17 protein-coding genes are annotated in these 22175 nt (G+C 72.9%); 9 read left to right on the top strand and 8 right to left on the bottom strand.

What is annotated here, in order from left to right; all coding sequences use genetic code 11:
* Positions 1 to 120: 120 nt before the first annotated feature.
* From ACL03H_RS04680 to ACL03H_RS04655, 6 genes are all read left to right on the top strand, one after another.
* Positions 121 to 1005: an HhH-GPD family protein gene (locus ACL03H_RS04680; RefSeq protein ID WP_412809826.1), complete on the top strand. Its 885-nt coding sequence runs from the start codon at positions 121 to 123 to the stop codon at positions 1003 to 1005.
* Between the two features lie 13 nt (positions 1006 to 1018).
* Positions 1019 to 1528, top strand: a complete 510-nt coding sequence (locus tag ACL03H_RS04675) for a 2'-5' RNA ligase family protein (RefSeq protein WP_412809825.1) — start codon at positions 1019 to 1021, stop codon at positions 1526 to 1528.
* Positions 1529 to 1693: 165 nt separating this feature from the next.
* Positions 1694 to 2386: an ATP-binding cassette domain-containing protein gene (locus tag ACL03H_RS04670; protein ID WP_412809824.1), complete on the top strand. Its 693-nt coding sequence runs from the start codon at positions 1694 to 1696 to the stop codon at positions 2384 to 2386.
* A complete protein-coding gene (locus ACL03H_RS04665) occupies positions 2383 to 4323 on the top strand; it encodes a YhgE/Pip family protein (protein ID WP_412809823.1) in 1941 nt (646 codons plus the stop codon). Before ACL03H_RS04670 ends, ACL03H_RS04665 begins: the two co-directional genes overlap by 4 nt.
* A gap of 51 nt (positions 4324 to 4374) precedes the next feature.
* Complete coding sequence (locus ACL03H_RS04660) at positions 4375 to 4683, top strand: antibiotic biosynthesis monooxygenase family protein (protein WP_412809822.1); 309 nt, start codon at positions 4375 to 4377, stop codon at positions 4681 to 4683.
* Positions 4684 to 4739: 56 nt separating this feature from the next.
* Positions 4740 to 5579: an SIR2 family NAD-dependent protein deacylase gene (locus ACL03H_RS04655; RefSeq protein WP_412809821.1), complete on the top strand. Its 840-nt coding sequence runs from the start codon at positions 4740 to 4742 to the stop codon at positions 5577 to 5579.
* 179 nt (positions 5580 to 5758) lie between these two features.
* Here the strand turns inward: ACL03H_RS04655 and ACL03H_RS04650 are convergent, their stop codons facing one another.
* On the bottom strand, positions 5759 to 6742 hold the full coding sequence (locus ACL03H_RS04650) for an endonuclease/exonuclease/phosphatase family protein (RefSeq protein ID WP_412809820.1): 984 nt from the start codon (positions 6740 to 6742) through the stop codon (positions 5759 to 5761).
* A gap of 106 nt (positions 6743 to 6848) precedes the next feature.
* On the opposite strand from ACL03H_RS04650, the gene ACL03H_RS04645 reads away from it, so the two are divergent.
* Positions 6849 to 7805, top strand: a complete 957-nt coding sequence (locus tag ACL03H_RS04645; RefSeq protein WP_412809819.1) for an ATP-binding cassette domain-containing protein — start codon at positions 6849 to 6851, stop codon at positions 7803 to 7805.
* Positions 7802 to 8629 carry an ABC transporter permease gene (locus ACL03H_RS04640; protein ID WP_412809818.1) on the top strand — a complete coding sequence of 276 codons (828 nt, stop codon included), beginning with the start codon at positions 7802 to 7804 and terminating at the stop codon, positions 8627 to 8629. The genes ACL03H_RS04645 and ACL03H_RS04640 overlap by 4 nt, the downstream gene beginning before the upstream one ends.
* A gap of 271 nt (positions 8630 to 8900) precedes the next feature.
* On the opposite strand, the gene ACL03H_RS04635 is transcribed toward ACL03H_RS04640, so the two are convergent.
* Complete coding sequence (locus tag ACL03H_RS04635; protein ID WP_412809817.1) at positions 8901 to 12044, bottom strand: ATP-binding protein; 3144 nt, start codon at positions 12042 to 12044, stop codon at positions 8901 to 8903.
* Positions 12045 to 12584: 540 nt separating this feature from the next.
* Here ACL03H_RS04635 and ACL03H_RS04630 point away from each other — a divergent pair.
* The gene (locus ACL03H_RS04630) at positions 12585 to 13313 is read left to right on the top strand and encodes a DedA family protein (RefSeq protein WP_412809816.1); all 729 of its coding nucleotides are present in this window, start codon (positions 12585 to 12587) and stop codon (positions 13311 to 13313) included.
* 222 nt (positions 13314 to 13535) lie between these two features.
* Here ACL03H_RS04630 and ACL03H_RS04625 read toward each other — a convergent pair whose 3' ends face one another.
* From ACL03H_RS04625 to ACL03H_RS04600, 6 genes are all read right to left on the bottom strand, one after another.
* Positions 13536 to 16091, bottom strand: a complete 2556-nt coding sequence (locus ACL03H_RS04625) for an ATP-dependent Clp protease ATP-binding subunit (RefSeq protein ID WP_412809815.1) — start codon at positions 16089 to 16091, stop codon at positions 13536 to 13538.
* A gap of 287 nt (positions 16092 to 16378) precedes the next feature.
* Positions 16379 to 17239 (bottom strand): ABC transporter ATP-binding protein, encoded by an 861-nt coding sequence (locus tag ACL03H_RS04620; protein ID WP_412809814.1) that lies wholly within the window; start codon positions 17237 to 17239, stop codon positions 16379 to 16381.
* Entirely contained in the window at positions 17236 to 18324 is a 1089-nt protein-coding gene (locus ACL03H_RS04615; protein WP_412809813.1) for a FecCD family ABC transporter permease, read from the bottom strand. Before ACL03H_RS04615 ends, ACL03H_RS04620 begins: the two co-directional genes overlap by 4 nt.
* Positions 18321 to 19427 (bottom strand): FecCD family ABC transporter permease, encoded by a 1107-nt coding sequence (locus tag ACL03H_RS04610; RefSeq protein WP_412809812.1) that lies wholly within the window; start codon positions 19425 to 19427, stop codon positions 18321 to 18323. The genes ACL03H_RS04615 and ACL03H_RS04610 overlap by 4 nt, the downstream gene beginning before the upstream one ends.
* An 865-nt stretch (positions 19428 to 20292) precedes the next feature.
* On the bottom strand, positions 20293 to 20649 hold the full coding sequence (locus tag ACL03H_RS04605) for a histone-like nucleoid-structuring protein Lsr2 (protein WP_412809811.1): 357 nt from the start codon (positions 20647 to 20649) through the stop codon (positions 20293 to 20295).
* Positions 20650 to 21379: 730 nt separating this feature from the next.
* Positions 21380 to 22171: a type III pantothenate kinase gene (locus ACL03H_RS04600; RefSeq protein ID WP_412809810.1), complete on the bottom strand. Its 792-nt coding sequence runs from the start codon at positions 22169 to 22171 to the stop codon at positions 21380 to 21382.
* Positions 22172 to 22175: the final 4 nt, after the last annotated feature.

Below are 22175 nucleotides of genomic sequence, written 5' to 3'. Positions count from 1 at the left end.
GCTTTGACACCGCTGATCAGTTGCAGTCGATCGTCCGATCAGGCGATCTTGATCGTCATCGCCCGGCTCGCGAGGGCGGCGGTGGGCGCCCGGTCGAGTGCTGGCAGGATCGGGAGCGAGATGACGACGATCACCTGGGACCCCACCGAGCTCATCGACTGGTTCGAGGCGGAGGCCCGTCCGCTGCCGTGGCGCGCGGCCGGGATCACCGGCTGGGGCGTGCTGGTCAGCGAGACGATGCTGCAGCAGACGCCGGTGAACCGGGTCGCGCCGATCTGGCAGGAGTGGCTGCGCCGCTGGCCGCGCCCCTCCGATCTCGCGGCGACCTCGCAGGCCGAGGTGCTGCGCGCCTGGGGCAAGCTCGGCTACCCGCGCCGCGCGCTGCGGCTGCACGAGGCCGCAGCGGTGATCGCCGCCGAGCACGGCGACGTCGTCCCGTCCGATGTGGACACCCTGCTGGCGCTGCCCGGGATCGGGGCCTACACGGCCCGCGCGGTCGCCGCGTTCGCCTACGGCAGGCGGGCGCCGGTGGTGGACACCAACGTCCGCAGGGTGGTGGCCCGCGCGGTGCACGCCGCCGGGGACGCCGGGCCGCCGTCGACGAAGCGGGACCTCGCCGACGTGGACGCGCTGCTGCCCTCCGACGACGCGAGCGCCGCGCGGTTGTCCGCCGCGCTGATGGAGCTCGGCCAGGTGATCTGCACCGTCCGCTCCCCGGCCTGCGAGCGCTGCCCGATCGCCGCGGAGTGCGCCTGGCAGCGCGCGGGCCGGCCGGCCTACGCGGGTCCGCCGAAGAAGGTGCAGAAGTTCGCCGGGACCGACCGCCAGGTGCGGGGGAAGCTGCTCGACGTGCTGCGCGGCACCGAGGGCCCCGTGCCCCGGGAGCGGCTCGACGCGGTGTGGTCGGACGCCGGGCAGCGCGACCGCTGCCTGGACTCGCTGCTGGTGGACGGCCTGCTGGAGCAGACCGAGGACGGCAGGTTCGCGCTGCCCGGCGAGCGCTGAGCGGGAGGCGGCCGTGGCGCAGGTGCTGACCGTGTTCTTCGACGAGGACACCGAGGAGCGGCTGCGCGCCCTGCGGGACTCGTTGGCGGCGGCCGGGGTCCCGGTGGCCGGGGGCAGGCCGAGCGTCGCGCTGGCGGCGGCCCGCACCATCCCGGCGGCAACCCGAACCGCCCTGCGCGCCGAGCTGCGCGCGCTGTTCCTGCCGGACCTGTGGTTCGGCACGCTGGGCACCTTCCCCGGCGAGGAAGCGGTGCTGCTGCTGGCCGCGGTGGTCGACGCCGAGCTGCTGGCGGTGCACTCGGCCGTGCACGACGTGCTGGCCGGGAAGGTGGCGCACCCCTCGGCCTACCACTTCCCGGGCGCGTGGATCCCGCACTGCGCGCTGACCCCGCCGCTGGACGGCGAGCGGTTGACCGCGGGCTTCCGCGCGCTGCGCGCGGTGGAGCCGGTGCGGGCCGCGGTCGCCGAGGTGGCGGTGCTCGACTCCCGCTCCGGCGAGGCCGAGGTGCTCGCCACCCGCTGATCGAACGGGTGATCCGGGCTCGCGCCCGCGCGGCGGCGCTCCACCCCTGCGACCAGCGCACCTGATCGCTCCGCTGCGGACCTGACGCGCCCCCGCCCGAGTTGCTCCCGGCCTGGTGAGGGGCCAGTTTGGATCGAAGCCTGTCACGCGGCGTGAGGGAGCGAGATGGACGTCGAGGGCGTGAGCATCGTGGCGCGCGGGATCACCGCGACGGGACCGGAGGGCATCGTCTTCGAGAACGTCGACGCGCGCGTCTACCCCGGCGAGCTCGCCGTGGTCCTCGGCGAGGGCGGCACCGGGCGGACCGCGCTGCTGCTGGCGCTCTCCGGCAGGCTGCGGATCGTCGCCGGGCGCATCGAGGTCGACGAGGCGCCGCGCCGGCCGAGCCTGGTGCGCCGCGCCATCGTGCCCGCGCGGCTGTCCCCCGGCTTCGAGCTGGAGGGCAGGCTGCGGGTCCGGGAGGCGATCCGGGAACGCCGGTGCACCTCCCGGATCCCCGCCCGCGCGGTGGACGAGGCGATGGCGCTGGTCGGGCTGGACGTGGACCGCTCCGCGCTGATCGACGAGCTGTACCCGGACGACCGGCTGCTGCTGGCGATCGCGCTGGCCGCCGCCGGGGCACCGCCGGGGATCGTCGTCGACGACGTCGTCACCGGGCTGCTGCCCTCGGGGCGCAACCGGGTGTGGTCGGCGCTGCGCGCGGTCGCCGACACCGGGACCACGGTGCTGGCCAGCTCCACCGAGCCGGGGCCCGAGGCGGACGTGCTGATCCGGCTGCCGTACAACGTCGTCGACTTCGGCGACGACACCGGGGGGCTGCCGCTGCTGAGCTCCGCGGCGAACGAGCCGGTCCGATGAAGGCCGTCTACCTGGCGTGGCTGGAGCTGCGCCGGTTCCGCGGGCCGTGGCGCCGGTTCGCACCCGCGGTGCTGGTGCTGCTGCCGCTGCTGTACGGGGCGCTGTTCCTGTGGGCCAACTGGGACCCCTACGGCCGGACGGCGGCGATCCCGGTGGCGGTGGTCAACTCCGATCGCCCGGCCGACCACCACGGGGAGCAGATCAACGCGGGTGAGCAGTTCGTCCAGCAGCTGCGCACCACCGACACCTTCCAGTGGCACTTCGTCGACCAGGAGGCCGCCCGGCGCGGGCTGGAGGACGGGCGCTACTACTTCACGATCCGCGTCCCGGAGGACTTCAGCGCCCGGCTGGCCCGGTCCACCCGCACCGCACCGCAGCGGCCCGCGGTGCTGCTGACCCGCAACGACGCGAACGGGCACCTGGCGGGCGTGATGGCCGACGCCGCGCGCTACGAGTTGCAGAACCAGATCAACTCCGCCGCCTACGCCGCCTACGCGCGCGGCCTCTACGGGGACCTCGGTGAGGTGCGCGGCAGGCTCGACGGCGCGGCCGAGGTCTCCCGGCAGCTGGTGCAGGGGACCCAGCTGAACCAGCAGAGCACGGCGGCGCTGGCGCGCGGTCTCAGCGGGGTGCGGGACAGCACCGGCCGGGTCTCCGGCGGCGTCGGCGACATCGCCGGGGCCTCGGCCGAGCTGGACGAGCGGATGTCCTCGATCAGCGACTTCACCGGGCGGGAGCTGCCCGCCACCACCGAGTCGCTGCTGGAGTCGAACGGCTCGGCGGTGAGCGGGCTGAGCTCGGTGCGCGGCGGCGCGGCGGCGGCGCGGCAGCAGGCGAACCGCTCGGCGAGCGCCCTGGCGCAGCTGGCGGACCGGTATCCGGAGCTGCGCGGGGACCCGCTGTACCGCTCGGCGCTGGGGGACGTCCGGCAAGCGGCGGCGACCTCGGCCGCCGTCGGTGGAGCCGCGCGGGACGCGGCGCGCGGCGCGGACGCGGCGCAGGAGCGGGCGCGGGGGCTGCGCGACCAGCTGGCACCGCTGCAGCGGCAGGTGAACGGCCTCGCCGATCCCGCCACCCGGTTGCGCACCGCGTCGGCGGAACTCACCGGCGGGGTCGGCGGGCTCACCCACGGGGTGAACGCGCTGGTCGCGAACATCGGGGTCGCCCAGACCGGCTCCGGCCAGCTGCACGACGGCGCGCGACGGCTCGCCGACCAGGTGCGGGACGGGCTGGACCGGCTTCCCCCGGCCGGACCGACGGAGGTCGCGAAGGCCTCCGGGGAGCTGGGCACGCCCTCGGTGGTGCGGGCGACGACGTTGAACTCGGCCGACGTCTACGGGCGCGGGGTGGCGCCGCTGCTGTTCGGGATCGCGCTGTGGGTCTGCGGGTTGTTCGCGTACCTGCTGCTCACCCCGCTGAACCAGCGGGCGCTGGGCGGGCGCACCAATCCGCTGTCGGTGGCGCTGGGCGGCTGGCTCCCGGCGGCGGCGCTCGGTGTGATCGGCGGGCTGGTGCTGCTGGGCGCGACGGACCTGCTGCTGGGCCTGGACCCGGTGGACCTGCCGGGAGCGATCGGGCTGGTGGCGCTCGGGGCGGCCGGGTTCACCGCGGTGAACCACTTCCTGCGCGCCGCGTTCGGCGCGGTCGGCGGCCTGGTGTCGCTGGCGCTGCTGCTGCTCCAGGTCGCCGCCTCCGGCGGGTTGTACCCGGTGGAGACCGCGCCCGCGCCGATCCGGGCGCTGCACCCGGTGCTGCCGATGAGCTACCTGGTGGACGGGTTGCGGGTGGCGTTCACCGGCGGCGAGGCGCAGCACCTGGCGCGGGACGCGATCGTGCTCGGTTCGGTGCTGCTCGGATTCCTGGTGCTGACCTCGCTGGTGGTGCTGCGGCAGCGGGTGTGGACGATCGGCAGGCTGCACCCGCAGATCGAGCTGTGAGCCGCGCTGCGCTGCTCGCCAGCCCCCGGCGCGGGTACGTAGGCTGAGGTCATGGCTGTTGTGAAGATCAACGCGATCGAGGTCCCCGAAGGTTCCGGCCCGGAGCTGGAGAAGCGCTTCGCCGGGCGGCACGGCTCCGTCGAGGACTCCCCCGGTTTCCTCGGCTTCGAGCTGCTGCGCCCCACCAGCGGCGAGGACCGGTACTTCGTCTACACGAAGTGGGAGACCGAGGAGGACTTCCAGAACTGGGCCCAGGGCCCCGCGAAGGCCGCCCACTCCGGCGAGCACAAGAACACCGTGGCCACCGGCTCCAGCCTGCTGGAGTTCGAGGTCGTGCAGGAGCGCCACAAGGAAGCCTGAGGTCCCGCGCGGGGTGGGTCTCCCGCCCCGCGCACCCGTTCGACGTGAGGAGCACCGTGCGCTCGGACGCGCTCGCCGCCGCCGCTGAGCTGATCTCCGGGGCGGAGGCGCTGCTGATCTGCGCCGGGGCCGGGCTCGGGGTCGACTCCGGGCTGCCCGACTTCCGCGGTGACGCCGGGTTCTGGCGCGCGTACCCGCCCTACGAGCGGCTGGGGCTGAGCTTCGCGGAGGTCGCCGATCCGGTGCACTTCGCCGAGGACCCCGAGCTGGCCTGGGGCTTCTACGGGCACCGGCTGGAGCTGTACCGGGAGACGGTGCCGCACGAGGGCTTCGCGGTGCTGCGGCGCTGGGCGGCCCGGGCTCCCGCCGGAGCCCGGGTCTTCACGTCCAACGTGGACGGCCAGTTCCACCGCGCCGGGTTCGCGGCCGAGCAGGTGGCCGAGTGCCACGGCAGCATCCACCACCTGCAGTGCCTGGAACCCTGCACCGACGAGGTGTGGCCGGCCGGAGAGCTCTCGGTGCCGGTGGAGATCGACACGATGCGGGCGAGGCCACCGCTGCCCGCCTGCCGGAACTGCGGTGGGATCGCGCGGCCGAACATCCTGATGTTCGGCGACTGGAGCTGGGTCCCCGGGTTCGCCCAGCCCCGGCTGGACGAGCTGCAGGTGTGGCGGCGTTCGCTGCGCGCGGCGCGGCTGGTGGTGGTCGAGCTCGGCGCGGGCACGGCGGTGCCGACGGTGCGCAGGCACGCGGAGCTGGCCTCCGCCGCCTCCGGCGCGCTGGTCCGGATCAACCCCCGAGAGCCCGAGGTCCGGCACGGGCGCGGCATCTCGATCGCCTCGGGGGCCCTGGAAGCCCTCACCGCGATCGAGGAGCTGCTCACCACCCGCCGCTGACCACCTCCCGCACGCCGCCGAGCCGCTGGGCGGAGCCCCGGCCCGCACCACCCGCGAGCGCGCGGCGGACTCCTGCCCAGGAACGGCGTTCCCACCGCGCTGCGTCGCACCAGCGATCGACCCCGCACCGCGGACGGTCGCCCCCGCTCCCCCGTGCGGGCCGTGCCGCGAACGAGCGGTCAGTCCGGCACGACGAGGTGCGCGAGGATCGCCCGGTGGTCGCTGCCGGGGACGTCGTGCACCGAGTAGGCCTGCGCGACGAGGCCACCGCTGGTGAGCACGTGGTCGATCGTGACGCGCGGAAACCAGCCCGTTCCCCAGGTCGGGACCAGGCCGCCGCCGGTGACCTCCGCGGCGTCCTCGTACCCGGTGCCCAGCAGCGCCCGCAGCGGGGAGTGGTCCAGCGTCGCGTTGAAGTCCCCCGCCAGCACCCGGGGCGGGCCGCCCTCCCCGTTCGGGCGGGGCAGCTCGTCGAGCTCGCGCGCCCAGACCTCCGCCGTGCCGGGGCCCATCGGGTAGAGCGGGTGCACCGCGACGAACTCCACGTCCCGGCGCCCCGGCAGGTCGATGAGCGCCGAAGGCTGCGCCAGCGCGCTCGGCCGCGCCAGCGCGAGTTCCCGCAGCGGCAGCCGGGAGGCGATGCCCGTGCCCTCCGCCCCGGGACCGCTGCGCAGCACCCGGTGCGGCAGCAGCCGCTCCAGTCCCGCCCGGTCCAGCGCGGTGACGGCCTCCGGGGTGAGCTCCTGCAGGCTCAGCACGTCGACCTCGCCTTCGCGCACCAGCCGGACCACCTGCGCGGCGTCGGCCCGGCCGAAAAACAGATTGACCGACAGCACCCGCAGCGGTGAACCTTGCGCCGGTGTCGGCGAGTCCGGGATCGCCCGGGGGAGCACCAGGACCGCCAGCACCGCGGTGAGCAGACCCACCAGCAGCGTGCTCAACCAGCGTCGCAGCGCCAGGCCCAGCACGGTCAGCGCGGCACCCGCCGGAACGGCGTACTGCAGGGTCGCGACGAGCGCGATCGTGCCGCGGTTCGCCGTGTCGAACCCCAGCAGCACGGGCGCGGACCACCCGGCCACGGCCAGCACGAGCAGCAGGAACACCGCCGTGACCAGGCGACTCCGCCGTCGGCGGGGTGGGTGGTCGGCCTCGGCCGCGTCCATCCAGCACCCCCGGTGTCGCGAGGCTCACGTGAGCTGTCAGCGCGCTGTGCGCGGGTTGCCAGCGGATGCCCCGATGGTGGGGAGCATAGCGAACGAAGGAGACGGGATGTCCTACGCGATCCAGGCTGAAGGCCTGGTCAAACGCTTCGGCGCGACCACCGCGCTGGACGGGGTCGACCTGGCCGCGTCCACCGGATCGATCCTCGGCGTGCTGGGCCCCAACGGTGCGGGCAAGACGACGGCGGTGCGGATCCTCGCCACGCTGCTGCGCCCGGACGCCGGGCGCGCCACGATCGCCGGGCGCGACCTGCTGACGGAGTCGGTGGCGGTGCGCGGCCGGATCGGCCTGACCGGGCAGTACGCCTCGGTGGACGAGGACCTGACCGGCGTCGAGAACCTGGTGCTCATCGGCAGGCTGCTGGAGCTGTCCCGGCGCGACGCCCGCGCCCGCGCGACGGAGCTGCTGGAGCGGTTCTCGCTCAGCGACGCCGGTGGCCGGGCGATCAAGACCTACTCGGGCGGGATGCGCAGGCGGCTGGACCTGGCCGCGAGCCTCGTCGGCAGGCCGGAGGTGCTCTACCTGGACGAGCCGACGACGGGTCTGGACCCGCGCAGCCGCAACCAGGTGTGGGACATGGTGCGGGCGCTCACCGACGAGGGCGTCACGGTGCTGCTGACCACGCAGTACCTGGAGGAGGCCGACCAGCTCGCGGATCGGATCAGCGTGATCGACCGGGGGCGGGTGGTGGCCGAGGGCCGCGCCGAGGAGCTCAAGCGCCGCACCGGCAAGCAGACCCTGCAGGTGCGCCCGAGCGGCGCCGAGGACATCGGTGAGGTGCGGCGGATCGTCGCCGAGCTCACCGGAGTCCGGCCCGCGACCGCCGACGACGGCGGCCTGATCACCGCACCGGTGGACGATCCGGTGCTGCTGTCGACCCTGGTCCGCAGGCTCGACGACGCGGGGATCACCGCCGACGAACTCGCCTTGCGACTGCCCAGCCTGGACGAGGTCTTCCTCGCCCTGACCGGGAAGTCCGCCGCGGAGGAGGAGACCGCAGCATGACCAGCACCGCGGAACGATCGACCGGGACGGCGGTGCCGACCCCGCACCAGCACGAGCGCATCGGACCGCTGCGCACCCTCCGGCACGGCCTGACGCTGGCCGGGCGCAGCGTGCTCAAGATCCGCAAGTCGCCGGAGGGGCTGCTCGACGTCACCGTGCAGCCGATCCTGTTCCTCGTCATGTTCGTGTACCTGTTCGGCGGCGCGATCGCTCAGGACACCGGCGCCTACCTGCAGCAGACGCTGCCCGGCGTGATGGCGATGAACATGATCTTCGGCTCGCTCGGCACCGGGATGCAGCTCAACACCGACATCAACAAGGGCGTGTTCGACCGGTTCCGCAGCCTGCCGATCGCCCGCTCCGCGCCGTTGATCGGCGCTGTGCTCGGCGACGTCGTCCGCTACGTCGTGGCGGTGGCGGTGCTGCTGGGCGTGGCGACGCTGATGGGCTTCCGGGTGGAGACCGGGCCCGTGCAGGCCTTCGCCGCGTTCCTCGTCGCGCTGGCCTTCGCGCTGTCGATGTGCTGGATCACGGTGTTCCTCGGGATGCTGATCCGCAGCCAGCAGGCGCTGCCCGGTGTCGCGATGGCGTTCATGTTCCCGCTGACCATGGGCAGCAACGTGTTCGTGCCGACCGAGACGATGCCCGGGTGGTTGCAGGTGTGGGTGCAGATCAACCCGGTCACCCAGCTCGCGGACACCGCGCGGGGCCTGATGATCGGCGGCCCGGTCGCGGGCCCGCTCACCGCCACGGTGATCTGGATGGTCGCGCTGACGGCGGTGTTCTTCCCCCTCGCGATGTGGGCCTACCGCCGCCGGGTCTGACCACCGGGTCTGACCGCCCGCCCGGAACCCCCGCCCGAGCCTCCGGACCGGGCGCGGCTCCGCTCAGCGGCGGAGCCGGCCCCGGCCGACCCACCCGCCACCGCGGGCGCTCCCCGAGCCCCGCCCCCGCCGAGCGGCACGCGATTTCGCGAGAAATCGCCGATGCCCAGGCCGGGAGCGCGCGATTTCTCGCGAAATCGCGCGTCCTGGGGCTGGGGAGGGTGCGATTTCGTGGGAAATCGCGGTCGGGGTCGGTGCGGGTGGTTCGGGGTCAGGGGGCCAGGAGGGCGCGGAGCTCGGCCAGCGCCTCTTCGCGGGAGAGGGCGGCGCCCGCCTCGGCCTCCTGCCGGTGCTGGTCGGGGGCCAGCAGGAGGTCGAGGCGGCGGCGCGCCTCCCGCACGTCGGGGTCGCCCTCGTCGAGCAAGCCGCGCAGCGCGGCGGCGAGGCCGTGCAGCCGGGCCGCGAGCCGCGGCTGCCCGGTCTCGACGCACCAGCGCGCCGCGCACTCGGCGACCACGGCCGCGGCGGGCATGTCCCGCCCGCCGAAGCCGCCGCTCAGCGCCTTCCCCAACAGGACGGGAACCTCGCCGGGCAGGCCCTCGTCCAGCAGCAGCCGGGCCCGGTGCACCAGCTGCAGCTGCAGCGCCGCCGCCTGCTCGTGCGGGGCGACGGGCAGCGCCTGGATCTCGTCCAGCAGCCGGTGGGACTCCTCGTGCTCCCCGGCGAGCCTGGTCTGCTCGGCCAGGCAGGTGAGCAACCAGCTCTGCAGCCACGGCTGCCGCCGCTGCACCAGCGAGCGGGCGTGCTCCAGGTCGGCGCGACCGCCGTCGAGGTCGCCCGCGCGCACCCGCTCCATCCCGATCCGCAGCACCAGCGAGGCCAGGTCGGTCCGGGAGCGCAGCCGCCGGAGCGACTCCAGCGACTCCGTGAGCACCTCGATCGCACCGGCGTGGTCGCCGCGCAGCGAGCGGAACCCGGCGAGGCTGTTCATGGTCTGCGCCTGCCCCCATCGGTCCCCGAGCTCCCGGAACGCCGCAGCGGCGACGCGCACGTGCTCCTCCGCGGCCAGCGCGTCTCCGCCGTGCTCGGCGCCGAACGCCCGCCCGAACAGCCCGGCGGCCCGGACCCACGGATCCGGGTGCGCGGCGGCGCGTTCCAGAACCCTGCGCACCTCGCCGAACTCGCCGACGATCAGCCACACCCCGGCTTCCAGCAGCCCCGCGTGCCGGTAGCGGTCCAGCACGTCGGCCGCCCGCGCGGCGCGCGCGGCCTCCTGCGCCCGGCAGAACCAGCCGTCGCCCCGGTCACCCATCGTCCGCGCCAGTTGGACGGCCGCCCTCGCCTGCGGTGACGCCGGACCGGTGAGGGCAGCGACCGCGTCCAGCCGGGCTTGGGCGTCCTCGTCCTGCGCGGCCATCGTCCAGTACCAGCTCAACGCGGCGGCCAGCCGAAGGCCGCCGTCGGCGTCGGTGGACTCCACGGCCCAGTGCAGCGCTGCGAGCAGGTTGTCGTGATCGGCGTCGAGGCGTTCCATCCACTCGACCTGGTCCCGGTCGTGCAGCCGCGGCTCGGCTTCCTCCGCGACGGCCAGGAAGTGCGCCAGGTGCGCGGTCCGCACCCGGTCCGGATCGTCCTCGGCGGTGCAGCGCTGCCCGCAGTAGGCGCGGACGGTCTCCAGCATCCGGTAGCGGCGGCCCTGCTCGGTGTCGACGACGTGCACCAAGGACTTCTCGACCAGTGAGGAGAGCACGTAGAAGACCTCGGCGGCGGGCAGTTCCGGTCCGGAGCACACGGCCGCGACGGACTCGGCGCGCACGCCCCCGGCGAAGACCGCCATCCGGCGGGCGAGCAGCCGCTCCTGCTCGCTCAGCAGCTCCCAGCTCCACTCCACGACGGCGCGCAGCGTGCGGTGCCGGGGCAGCGAGGTGCGGTTGCCGCCGGTGAGCAACCGGAACCGGTCGTCGAGCCGCGCGGCGATCTGCGCCGGGGACATCGAGCGCAGCCGGGCGGCGGCCAGTTCGATCGCGAGCGGGATCCCGTCCAGCCGGCGGCACACCTCGACCACCTCGGGGGCCGTGCGCTCGGTGAGCTCGAAGTCCGGGCGGGCCGAGCGCGCGCGGTCGACGAACAGCCGGACGGCGGCCGACCCGGCCGGGTCGGCGTCGTCGGCGGGCAGCTCCAGCGGGCCGACGGGCAACAGCTCCTCCCCGGTCAGCGCCAGCGGCTCGCGGCTGGTGGTCAGCACCCGCAGGTCGGGGCAGCGGGTGAGCAGCTCGTGCGCGAAGGCGGCGGCCTGGTCGATCAGGTGCTCGCAGTTGTCCAGCACCAGCACGGCCGGTTCGGCCGCGAGCGCGTCGGCCACCCGCGCGGTGCCCTGCGGCTGCGGGGTCTCCAGCAGCCTGGTCTCGCGGATGCCGAGCGTGGTCAGCGCGGTGGAGGGGAGGTCGTGGCCGTCCCGGACGGAGGCGAGCTCGACGAACCACACCGGCCGGTCGGCGATCTCGGCGATGCTCTCGGCGGCCAGCCGGGTCTTGCCCGCCCCGCCCGGACCGAACAGGGTGACCAGCCGCGAGCGGCGGAGGGCCTCGCGGACCTGCGCGATCTCCCGTTCCCGGCCGACGAAGCTGCTGATCCGGCCGGGCCGGGGAGGGCGCGGCGGAGCGACCGGGGCGCGAACCGATTCCGGATCGTCGCGCAGCAGCTCCGCGTGCAGCTCGCGGAGTTCGGCGGCGGGCGGCACGCCGAGCTCGGCGTCGAGCCGATCGCGGTGCGCGGTGTAGGCGGCGAGCGCGTCGAGCCGGCGCCCGGCCCCGGCGAGGGCTCGCATCCGCAGCACGAGGAGCCGCTCCCGCGTCGGGTGGCGGGCGCAGAGGCCGTCGAGCTCCGCGACGAGCTCCCCGTGGCCGCCGAGGCGCAGTTCGGCATCGAGCCGGTCCTCCCGCGCCCGGTGTCGGGCCTCCTCCAGCCGGGCGGTGTGCTCGGCGACGAAGGGCGGATCCGGGAGGTCCACCAGCGGGTCTCCCCGCCACAGCCCGAGCGCCTCGCGCAGCTCCGCGGCGGCCACGTCCGGGCGTCCCGCGCGCAGCTGAGCGCTGCCGCGCGCGGCGAGCCGGTCGAAGCGGTGCACGTCGACCTCATCCGGATCGAGGTCGAGCACGTACCCGGCGGAGGTCGAGCGCAGCGGCGGGACGTCGTCGGCTCGGCGGGCGCGGGAGACGAGGGTCTGCAGCGCGTTGAGCGCGCCGCCCGGCTGCTCCGGACCCCACAGGTCGGCGATCATCGTCTCGGCGGGCACGGGGGTTCCGGCGGCGAGCGCGAGCCGGGCGAGCAGGGCGCGCACCCGAGGTCCGCCGATCTCGACCGGGCGGCCGTCCGCCGCACGCAGCCGGAACGGTCCCAGCATCGCCACTCGCACCGATCCAGCTTCGCAGACCTCCTTGGCCGGAGGCCGTCGAATTCGGTCTCGGGTGAAACCACCCACAACTCCGGAGGTTGCCTGTGGACAACTCCAGCGACGGTGGACGACCTGCGAACAACCCCGTCCGCAGCGGGGTTTTGGCAGCTCATCAAGGCTGTTCTCGCACGAAAGCGGCCCTTTCCGGGTGCGCGGCGACTTCGCACCGACCGCGTCGGCACGCCGGCTCCCACCGCGTTCCACGGAGGTCGACAGCACTGCCCACAAGTTGTCCACAGGTTTTGTCCACAGGCCACCCGGCTGTCCACATCCCCGGCGCAGCGATGAGGATCACACGGCGAGCATCACCGCCGGACTGGAATCATGGATCAAACGGACATACCGCATCGATCACGCTCGATGACCGTTCTCGAAGCCGAGGGTGCGGTTCCCGTGAGCTGGTTGTTCGGCCTGACCGCCCGGTGCGGTCGCGTCGACCGGGCCCCGGACGATGCCGGGCCCGGCCCGCCCGAGACCCCTTGACGATCGTTCGGAGCCTCGATGCCCTCGACCGCACTGGCCGCTGCCGCTGCCGAGCCCACCGGATTCACCGGGTGGGTGATCGGCGTGATGGAGGCTCTCGGCGGCCCCGGCGCCGGGCTGATCATCGCGCTGGAGAACGTGTTCCCACCCATCCCCAGCGAGCTGATCCTGCCGCTGGCCGGGTTCACCGCCAGCCGGGGTGACATGAACATCGTCTCCGCGGTGCTGTGGACGACGATCGGCTCGACCGTCGGCGCGCTGGTGCTCTACTGGCTGGGCGCCTCGCTGGGCCGGGACCGGATGCGCCGGATCGCGGGGAAGCTGCCGCTGGTCAAGGTCTCCGACGTCGATCGCACCGAGGCGTGGTTCGCCAGGCACGGGGTGAAGGCGGTGTTCCTGGGCCGGATGATCCCGTTGTTCCGCAGCTTCATCTCGCTGCCGGCGGGGGTGGAGAAGATGCCGCTGCCCGCGTTCGTGCTGTTCACCACCCTGGGCAGCCTGATCTGGAACACGCTGTTCGTGGTGGCCGGCTACCTGCTCGGGGAGAACTGGTACCTGGTCGAGCAGTACGCCGGAGTCCTCTCCAAGGTCGTCGTCGGCGCCGTCGTGGTGGCACTGGCCTGCTTCGTCGTCTCCCGCCTCCGCAGCGCCCGCCGCGAGCGGGAGCTGGCCGACGAGATCACCGAGGAACTCCCCCGCCTCTCCCCCGACGAGGTCCCCACCCAGCAGCTCCCCCGCATCAGGTGAGCTGCCCGCTCGCCCCGTTCCCGCGGGTGAACGCGCCGCTCACCCGCCAAGCGGCCCGCCGCCGAGTGCGCGACGGCGAACCATCTCGAGCGATCGGCCGGAGTGCGACGCCGGCGACGCTGAGCCCGGAGCACCGGGTGCTCCTCGACCGTCGAGTCGCGGACGCGACGCGGCCCCCGCACCGGAAGTGCGGGGGCCGCGAAGTGGATCGGAGATCCGAGGTCACTCCTCGTTGTTGTCCTGGGAGGACTCCTCCGAGGAACCGGCCGAGGAGGCCAGGTCCACCGGCGGCGAGTCAGGCACGGTCGACGGGCGCGGCTCACCGCGGAAGGTGAACACCGCCTCGTCGTCCTTGCCCTCGCCGTCCCAGTTGTCCACGTCCACGATCACGATCTGGCCAGCCTCGATCTCGCCGAACAGGATCTTCTCGGACAACCGGTCCTCGATGTCGCGCTGGATCGTGCGGCGCAGCGGCCGAGCGCCCAGCACCGGGTCGAAACCGCGCTTGGCGAGCAGCTTCTTCGCCTTCGTCGTCAGCTCCAGGGACATGTCCTTGCCCCGCAGCGCCTTCTCCACGCGGCCGGCGAGCAGGTCGACCATCTGGATGATCTCGTTCTCGGTCAGCTGGTGGAAGACGATGACGTCGTCGATCCGGTTGAGGAACTCCGGACGGAAGTGCTTCTTCATCTCCTCGTGGACCTTGGACTTCATCCGCTCGTAGTTCGAGTCGGCGGAGTTGCCCGCGGAGAAGCCGAGCCCCACGGCCTTCGAGATGTCCTGCGTCCCGAGGTTCGAGGTGAAGATCAGCACCGTGTTCTTGAAGTCCACCGTGCGGCCCTGGCCGTCGGTCAGGCGGCCGTCCTCCAGCACCTGCAGCAGCGTGTTGTAGATCTCCTGGTGGGCCTTCTCGATCTCGTCGAACAGGACCACGGAGAACGGCTTGCGGCGGACCTTCTCGGTGAGCTGGCCGCCCTCCTCGTAGCCGACGTAGCCCGGGGGGGCACCGAACAGCCGCGAAGCGGTGTACCGGTCGTGGAACTCACCCATGTCGATCTGCACGAGCGCGTCGTCGTCGCCGAACAGGAACTCGGCCAGCGCCTTCGACAGCTCGGTCTTACCCACACCGGACGGACCGGCGAAGATGAACGAGCCCGAGGGGCGCTTCGGGTCCTTCAGCCCGGCGCGCGTGCGGCGGATCGCCTGGGACACGGCCTTGACCGCGTCGTCCTGGCCGATGATCCGCTTGTGCAGCTCGTCCTCCATGCGGAGCAGACGGGTCGTCTCCTCCTCGGTGAGCTTGAACACGGGGATGCCGGTCCAGTTCGCCAGCACCTCGGCGATCTGCTCGTCGTCGACCTCCGCGACGACGTCCAGGTCCCCGGCCTTCCACTGGGTCTCCCGCTCCTCCTTCTGCCCGAGGAGCGTCTTCTCCTCGTCGCGGAGGCGCGCGGCGCGCTCGAAGTCCTGGCCGTCGATGGCCGACTCCTTGTCGCGGCGCACGTCGGCGATCTTCTCGTCGAACTCCCGCAGGTCCGGCGGAGCGGTCATCCGGCGGATGCGCATCCGGGCCCCGGCCTCGTCGATCAGGTCGATCGCCTTGTCCGGCAGGTAGCGGTCGTTGATGTAGCGGTCCGCCAGCGTCGAGGCCGCGACCAGCGCGCCGTCGGTGATGGACACCCGGTGGTGCGCCTCGTACCGGTCGCGCAGGCCCTTGAGGATCTCGATGGTGTGCTCCAGCGAGGGCTCACCGACCTGGATCGGCTGGAAGCGGCGCTCCAGCGCGGGGTCCTTCTCGACGTACTTGCGGTACTCCTCCAGCGTGGTGGCGCCGATCGTCTGCAGCTCACCGCGCGCCAGCATCGGCTTGAGGATGCTCGCGGCGTCTATGGCGCCTTCGGCCGCTCCCGCTCCGACGAGGGTGTGGATCTCGTCGATGAACAGGATGATGTCGCCGCGGGTCTTGATCTCCTTGAGCACCTTCTTCAGGCGCTCCTCGAAGTCACCGCGGTACCGGGAACCGGCGACCAGCGAGCCGAGGTCCAGCGTGTAGAGCTGCTTGTCCTTCAGCGTCTCGGGCACCTCGCCCTTGACGACCTTCTGCGCCAAGCCCTCGACGACGGCGGTCTTGCCGACGCCGGCCTCGCCGATGAGCACCGGGTTGTTCTTGGTGCGCCGGGAGAGCACCTGCATGATGCGCTCGATCTCCTTGTCCCGGCCGATGACCGGGTCGAGCTTCGACTCGCGCGCGCTCTGCGTCAGGTTCCGGCCGAACTGGTCGAGCACCAGGGACGACGACGGGGTGCCCTCACCGCGGCCGCCGGCCTCGGCGGGCTCCTTGCCCTGGTAACCGGACAGCAGCTGCAGCACCTGCTGGCGCACCCGGTTCAGGTCCGCGCCGAGCTTGACGAGCACCTGGGCGGCGACGCCCTCGCCCTCGCGGATCAGCCCGAGCAGGATGTGCTCGGTGCCGATGTAGTTGTGGCCGAGCTGCAACGCCTCCCGCAGCGAGAGCTCCAGCACCTTCTTGGCCCGTGGGGTGAACGGGATGTGACCGCTCGGGGCCTGCTGGCCTTGGCCGATGATCTCCTCGACCTGCTGCCGCACGCCTTCCAGGGCGATCCCCAGCGACTCCAGCGCCTTAGCGGCGACACCCTCACCCTCGTGGATCAAGCCCAGGAGGATGTGCTCGGTGCCGATGTAGTTGTGGTTGAGCATCCGGGCCTCTTCTTGGGCCAGGACGACCACCCGCCTCGCGCGGTCGGTGAACCTCTCGAACATTCGCACTCCCTGACTGCTGCGCCGGCGGTGTTGTACCGGGACACGGCTCCTGCTCGCCGATGCCCGCGAAGGGTTCAGCACTCTGGCGTCCACTCTAGTAGCCGCACCCCGGCGGAGTCCGGACCCGCTGGCAGCCTGCTGCACCCGCTCGCCGTCTTGCCCACCGTCCAACGAGCGGCTGGCCTGCGACATTCCGCCAGAACGCGAAAGCGGGCCGATGTCCGCTCAGCGCGAACACGGCCCGGATCCGCGGCGCCAGTGCACCCGTTCAGGTGTCCTCGGAGGGTCTAATCTCGCACGTTCACGGGCGCTCTGCCACCGATCGGCACCACCATCGGAGTACCCGCGACCGGATCGGGGATGACCCGGGCGTTCAGCCCGAAGACGTCGGCCAGCAATTCCTCGGTGAGCACCTCGCCGGGCGCGCCCTCCGCGACGATCGCGCCCTCGCGCATCGCCACCAGCCGGTCCGCGTAGCGGGCGGCCAGGTTGAGGTCGTGCAGCACCATCACCACGGTCCGGCCGCTGTCGTCGTGCAGCCTGCCGACCAGGTCCAGGACCTCCACCTGGTGCGCGAGGTCCAGGTAGGTCGTGGGCTCGTCGAGCAGCAGCAGGTCGGTGCCCTGCGCCAGCGCCATCGACAGCCAGGCCCGCTGCCGCTGGCCGCCGGAGAGCTCGTCCACGGCGCGCTCCGCGAGCTCGGTGATGCCGGTCAGCTCCAGCGCCTCCGCCACCGCCCGCTCGTCGTCCGAGGACCACTGCCGGTACCAGGACTGGTGCGGGTGCCTGCCGCGCGCGACCAGGTCGGCCACGGTCAGCCCCTCCGGAGCCTGCGGTGTCTGCGGCAGCAGGCCGAGGACCCGGGCGACCTCCTTGGTCGGCATCTCGTGGATCCGCTTGCCGTCCAGCAGCACCTGCCCGCCCGTCGGCGGCAGCAGCCGCGCCAGGGCGCGCAGCACGGTGGACTTGCCGCAGCCGTTGGGCCCGATGACAGCGGTGATGGTGCCGTCGAGGACGTCGATGTCGAGCCCGTCGACGACGACCCGGTCGCCGTAGGCCAACCGCAGCTCCCGGCCTCGGAGCCGCTGCTTCCGCTCGGCGGGCCGGTCGGCCACCGCCTCGCTCGGCGTGGACACGGATGAGGTCATGCGCGGTCCTCCCGGTACCGACGGATGAGCAGGTAGATCAGGTAGGGCGCGCCCAGCACCGCGGTGACGATGCCCACCGGCACCTCGGCCGCGCCGAACGCGGTGCGGGACAGCAGGTCGGCCACCACCACCAGCGCGCCGCCGAAGACGGCCGAGGCCACCAGGGGCGGTCGCGCGGACCTCGACAGCCGCAACGCGATCTGCGGGGCCGCCAGCGCCACGAACTGCACCGGGCCCGCCGCCGCGGTCGCGATCGAGGCCAGCACCACCGCGCCGAGCAGCAGCAGGCCGCGGGCCAGGTTCACCCGGACGCCGAGACCGCGCACCGTGTCGTCGTCGAACTGCAGCGCCCCCAGCGCGTGCCCGCCCAGCAGGCTCAGCGGCAGCAGCACCGCCAGCGCGATCGCGGTGGGCACCACGTGGTCCCAGCCGCGGGCGTTGAGGCTGCCGGTCAGCCACACCATCGCCCGGCCCGCGTCGTTGACGTCGCCGACCGTGAGCAGCCAGTAGATCGCGTTCCCGGCCAGCGCGGTGATGCCCACGCCCACCAGCACGATCCGGTAGGAATCGACCCCGCCGCGATACGCCAGGCCGTAGATCGCGAGCCCGGCGAGCAGGCCGCCGAGCAGCGCCACCGCAGGCAGTCCCGCGGATTCCGCCAGCCCGCCCAGGGTGCCCCCGGTGCCGCCGAGGACGATCACCAGCACCGCCGCCGCGCCCGCGCCCGAGGTGATGCCGAGCATGTCCGGGCTGGCCAGCGGGTTGCGCGCCACGGCCTGCGTGATCGCCCCGGCCAGGCCCAGGGCCGCGCCGACCAGCACCGCCGTCAGCGCCCGCGGCATCCGCAGCCCGAACACGACGTACTGGTCGGCGTAGTCCCCGCCGCCGAAGAGGGTGGCCAGCACCCGCAGCGGGCTCAGCTGGTACTCGCCGAGGGCGATGTCCAGCAGCAGGCCCACCACCAGCACCGCGAGGCCGCCGAGCAGCACCGCCAGCGGGCGCCACCGCAGCACGCCGGAGACCGGTCCGAGCCGCAGCGGCGACCGGCCGGGCACCCGCTGCGGGACGTCGAGAGCCCGGGTCACAACCGCACCAGCTTCCTGCGCCGCACCAGCGCGATGAAGAACGGGGCGCCGACCATCGCCAGCATCACGCCGACCTGCACCTCCGCGGGCCGCGCCACCAGGCGCCCCGCGATGTCGGCCAGCAGCACCAGCGAGGACCCCAGCAGCGCCGAGAACGGCAGCAGCCAGCGGTGGTCGGCGCCGGTGAAGAACCGGGCGACGTGCGGGACCACCAGCCCGACGAAGCTGATCGGCCCGCACACCGCCGCCGAGGCACCCACCAGCACCGCGATCGCCAGCACCCCGAGCCGCCGGGTCACGCGCACCCGGTGCCCTAGCCCGCGGGCGACGTCCTCGCCGAGCGAGAGGGCGTTGAGCCCGGGGGCGTTGGCCAGCCCGAGCACCAGCCCGGCCAGCAGGAACGGCAGCACCTGCCAGATCACCCCGGGATCGGTGACGGCGATCGAGCCGACCTTCCAGAACCGGTAGGTGTCCAGGCTCTGCTGGTCGGTGAGCACCAGCGCCGAGGTCAGCGCCTGGAGGAGGGCGCTGATCGCCATGCCCGCGAGCGCCAGCGTCACCGGCGTCGCGCCCGCGCGGCCCGCGGAACCGATCGCGAAGACCGCGAGCGCCCCCAGCAGCGCGCCGGCGAAGCCGAACCAGATGTAGCCGTAGAGGCTGGTGAGGCCGAAGGAGTAGACGGCCAGCACCACCGCGAGGGCCGCACCCTGGGTGATGCCGAGGAGGCCGGGATCGGCGATCGGGTTGCGGGTGTGGCCCTGCATGAGCGCACCCGCCAGGCCGAGCGCCGCACCGACGAGCACGCCGACGATCGTGCGCGGCAGCCGCAGCTGCCAGATGATCAGCGCGTTCTCCGAGCCCGCCGGAGCGATCAGCTCGCCCCACACCTCGGCGACCGGAATCGGCTTGGCCCCGACCGCGATGCTGAGCACGCAGCTGAGCAGCAGCGCACCCGCCAGCACGCCCAGGCCGGCCAGCCTGCGCCTGCGGCGGGCCCCGAGGCGGGCGGCCGGGTCCCGCGGCGCTGCCCCGCGCTCGGCGCCGGGAGGACTCCCGACGGTTCCGCTGCTCACGTCCCACTCCCAGGTCGTCCGGTCCGCCACGCGGCGTCAAGTTAGGTTAGGCCGCCCTAAGGCTAACCGACGGCCTCCCTCCGGCGGACCGGGTCGAGGGCGACCGGATCCGTACCTCTCGTCACTCCTCGCCGGGACCACGCGGGGGCCGGTACACGGTTTCTCGCTCATCGGCATCGATTCCGAAACCCGACCGCTGAGGGATTTCCCCAACCACCGCCGTTGATCCGAGACCGGGGAACGGCAATCTTGCGGTGATCGCGGCCCGCGGAAGGACGAAATCCCGAACGTTAGCGGCGGGGTCACTCCGGAAACCAAGCTCATGAACACCCGCCGTGCTGATTTCACCGACGCGCCGCCCAGATGCCCCGGACGGCGGGCGGACGTTCGCGGAAAGAACACGGAACGTCGACGACCGGCGAGGGCCCGCGAAAATCGACCTCCCACCGGCCGCCGCTCCGGCTAACGGTGGGCGGCGAAACCGGAGGCCGGCAAACGAGGAGCGGCGACCGGACGCCGCAATCCGATCCGCGCCCCCGCGCGGACATCAGCATTCCCGGCCCGAACGAACATCGGATCCGGCAGGACCGGAGGGAAGATTCGGGATGCGGCATCCAGCTCAGCGCGCGGGTGACGGCGAAACTCGGACAGATCGCGGCGGACCGCCGAAGCGCGGCGGTGGTTCCGCGAACCGAACGCCCCGGAGGAGGTGGACCCGCCGACGCCAGGCCGCAGACCGGGACCCGACCCGGTTCAGGACGAGAAAGCTCAAGACCGAACAAGAACCAGCACCCGGAAGACCGGTGGTCCGCGAAGACCGGAACCGGACAACTCGGAGCGGAGAACACGCAGGGGGCGCCGGAAACCGGCACCCCCTGATCGCGTCAGCGCGTCGTCATTTCGCCTTGTGGTACTGGTCCACGATGTCGGCGGGGATGCGGCCGCGATCGGAGACCTTGAGGCCGTTCCGGCGGGCCCATTCCCGGATCGCCTGGTTCTGCTCGCGGTCCGCGCTGGTCGAACCGCCGCCGGCGCGACCAGCCGCCGCCGCGGGGCGCGGACCGGGCTTCTTCCGGCCACCTGCCCGGCGAGCGCTGGAAACGTACCCGGCGAGCGCGTCGCGCAGCTCGGTCGCGTTGTCGTTGGAAAGGTCGATCTGGTACGAGACGCCGTCCAGGGCGAACTCGACCGTTTCGTCGGCCTGTCCACCGTCGAGATCATCGACGAGCGTGACCGTCACCTTCTGCGCCATGTTGGCTGTCCTCCCCGGATATGTGTCGATTTACCGCCGATGGCGGGCGTTCTGGCGAGACCGCTCTGCTGAGAGCCTCCCGGCTCAGGACCCGGCGAACAGGGCCGTGCCGACTTGCTCCGCTGAACTGATCGGAGCCCGCTCAATCCGAGCGCACCACCCGACTCCCGGGCCTCCCTCGCAACGAGCCCTTCGGCCTTCCGCCTGGCTCAACGGCCTCGCTCGGCAGGGCGGTGTTCGCGCCATCCCGAGACCGGCCGGTGGAGTTCGACAGAGTTGAGCAGCACCGAACAATAGCTGTCATCGAAGCCGTCACCGAACATTGTCACGGTCAGGTTAGCGCAGCCACTCCACAAACGCACTCACCCCGCCGAGGAAAAACCCGGAAGTCTCCCCGGATCGGGTCATTCCGGACCACGCACTCAAGCGGATCGCGGCCGCGATACCGACTCCACCGCACCACATCATCGGTGCCGCCAGGACATTCCCGCACCGCACCCGCACCGCATTCCGCACACCAACGGCAAGCAGAAAGCGAGCACTCACGGCGAGGACCTCGGCCGCCGCGGAGTGTTCACCGAGCACATCCCGCGTTCCGGCAAGCCGACAAGAAGTATCGAGGAACCGACACGACTCGTGAGCGTTTGACGACCCCGCGCATCCGGATTCGGCTTTTCGCGCCTCCGACCGGCCGGGACGGCGGAACCAGCAGCGCGGAAAAGAACGCCGGTCAGCGGAAGTTGCGGTCGTAGACCAGCCGCAGGCCCAGCAGGGTCAGATCCGGGACGTGGTGGTGGATGGTCTCGGATTCCCCGAACACCAGCGGCGCGAGGCCGCCCGTGGCCAGCACGACGGAGCTCCCGCCGTGGGTCGATTCCAGTTCGGCCACGATCCGCCGCACCAGGCCGTCGACCTGGCCCGCGAAGCCGAACAGGATGCCCGATTGCAGGCATTCCACCGTGTTCTTGCCGATGACCGAGCGCGGCCGGGTCAGCTCCACCTTGCGCAGCTGAGCGGCGCGCGAGGCCAGCGCGTCCAGCGAGATCTCCACGCCGGGCGCGAACGCCCCGCCGAGGAACTCGCCCTTCGCCGAGATCACGTCGACGTTCGTGGAGGTCCCGAAGTCGACCACCACGCAGTTCGTCGCGTGCAGGTGGTGCGCCGCCAGGGTGTTGATCACGCGGTCGGCGCCGACCTCCTTGGGGTTGTCGACCAGCAGCGGGACGCCGGTGCGCACGCCGGGTTCCACGACGACCCGCGGCACCCCCTCCCAGTAGCGGTCGAGCATCACGCGCAGCTCGCGCAGCAGCGCGGGCACCGTGGACAGCGCTGAGATGCCGGTGATCGCCTCGGCGTGCTCCCCGAGCAGCCCGCGCACGGTCAGCGCCATCTCGTCGGCCGTCATGCGCGGTTCGGTGCGCATCCGCCAGTCCCGGACCAGCCCGCCGGACGCGCCCTCGGCGTCGAGGTCGTAGAGGCCGAGGGTGACGTTGGTGTTGCCGACGTCCAGCGCGAGCAGCACCGGC

It is taken from the genome of Saccharopolyspora antibiotica (genome assembly GCF_047200635.1).
Classification (GTDB): Bacteria; Actinomycetota; Actinomycetes; order Mycobacteriales; family Pseudonocardiaceae; genus Saccharopolyspora_C.
This window is presented reverse-complemented; position numbering and strand designations above follow the sequence as displayed.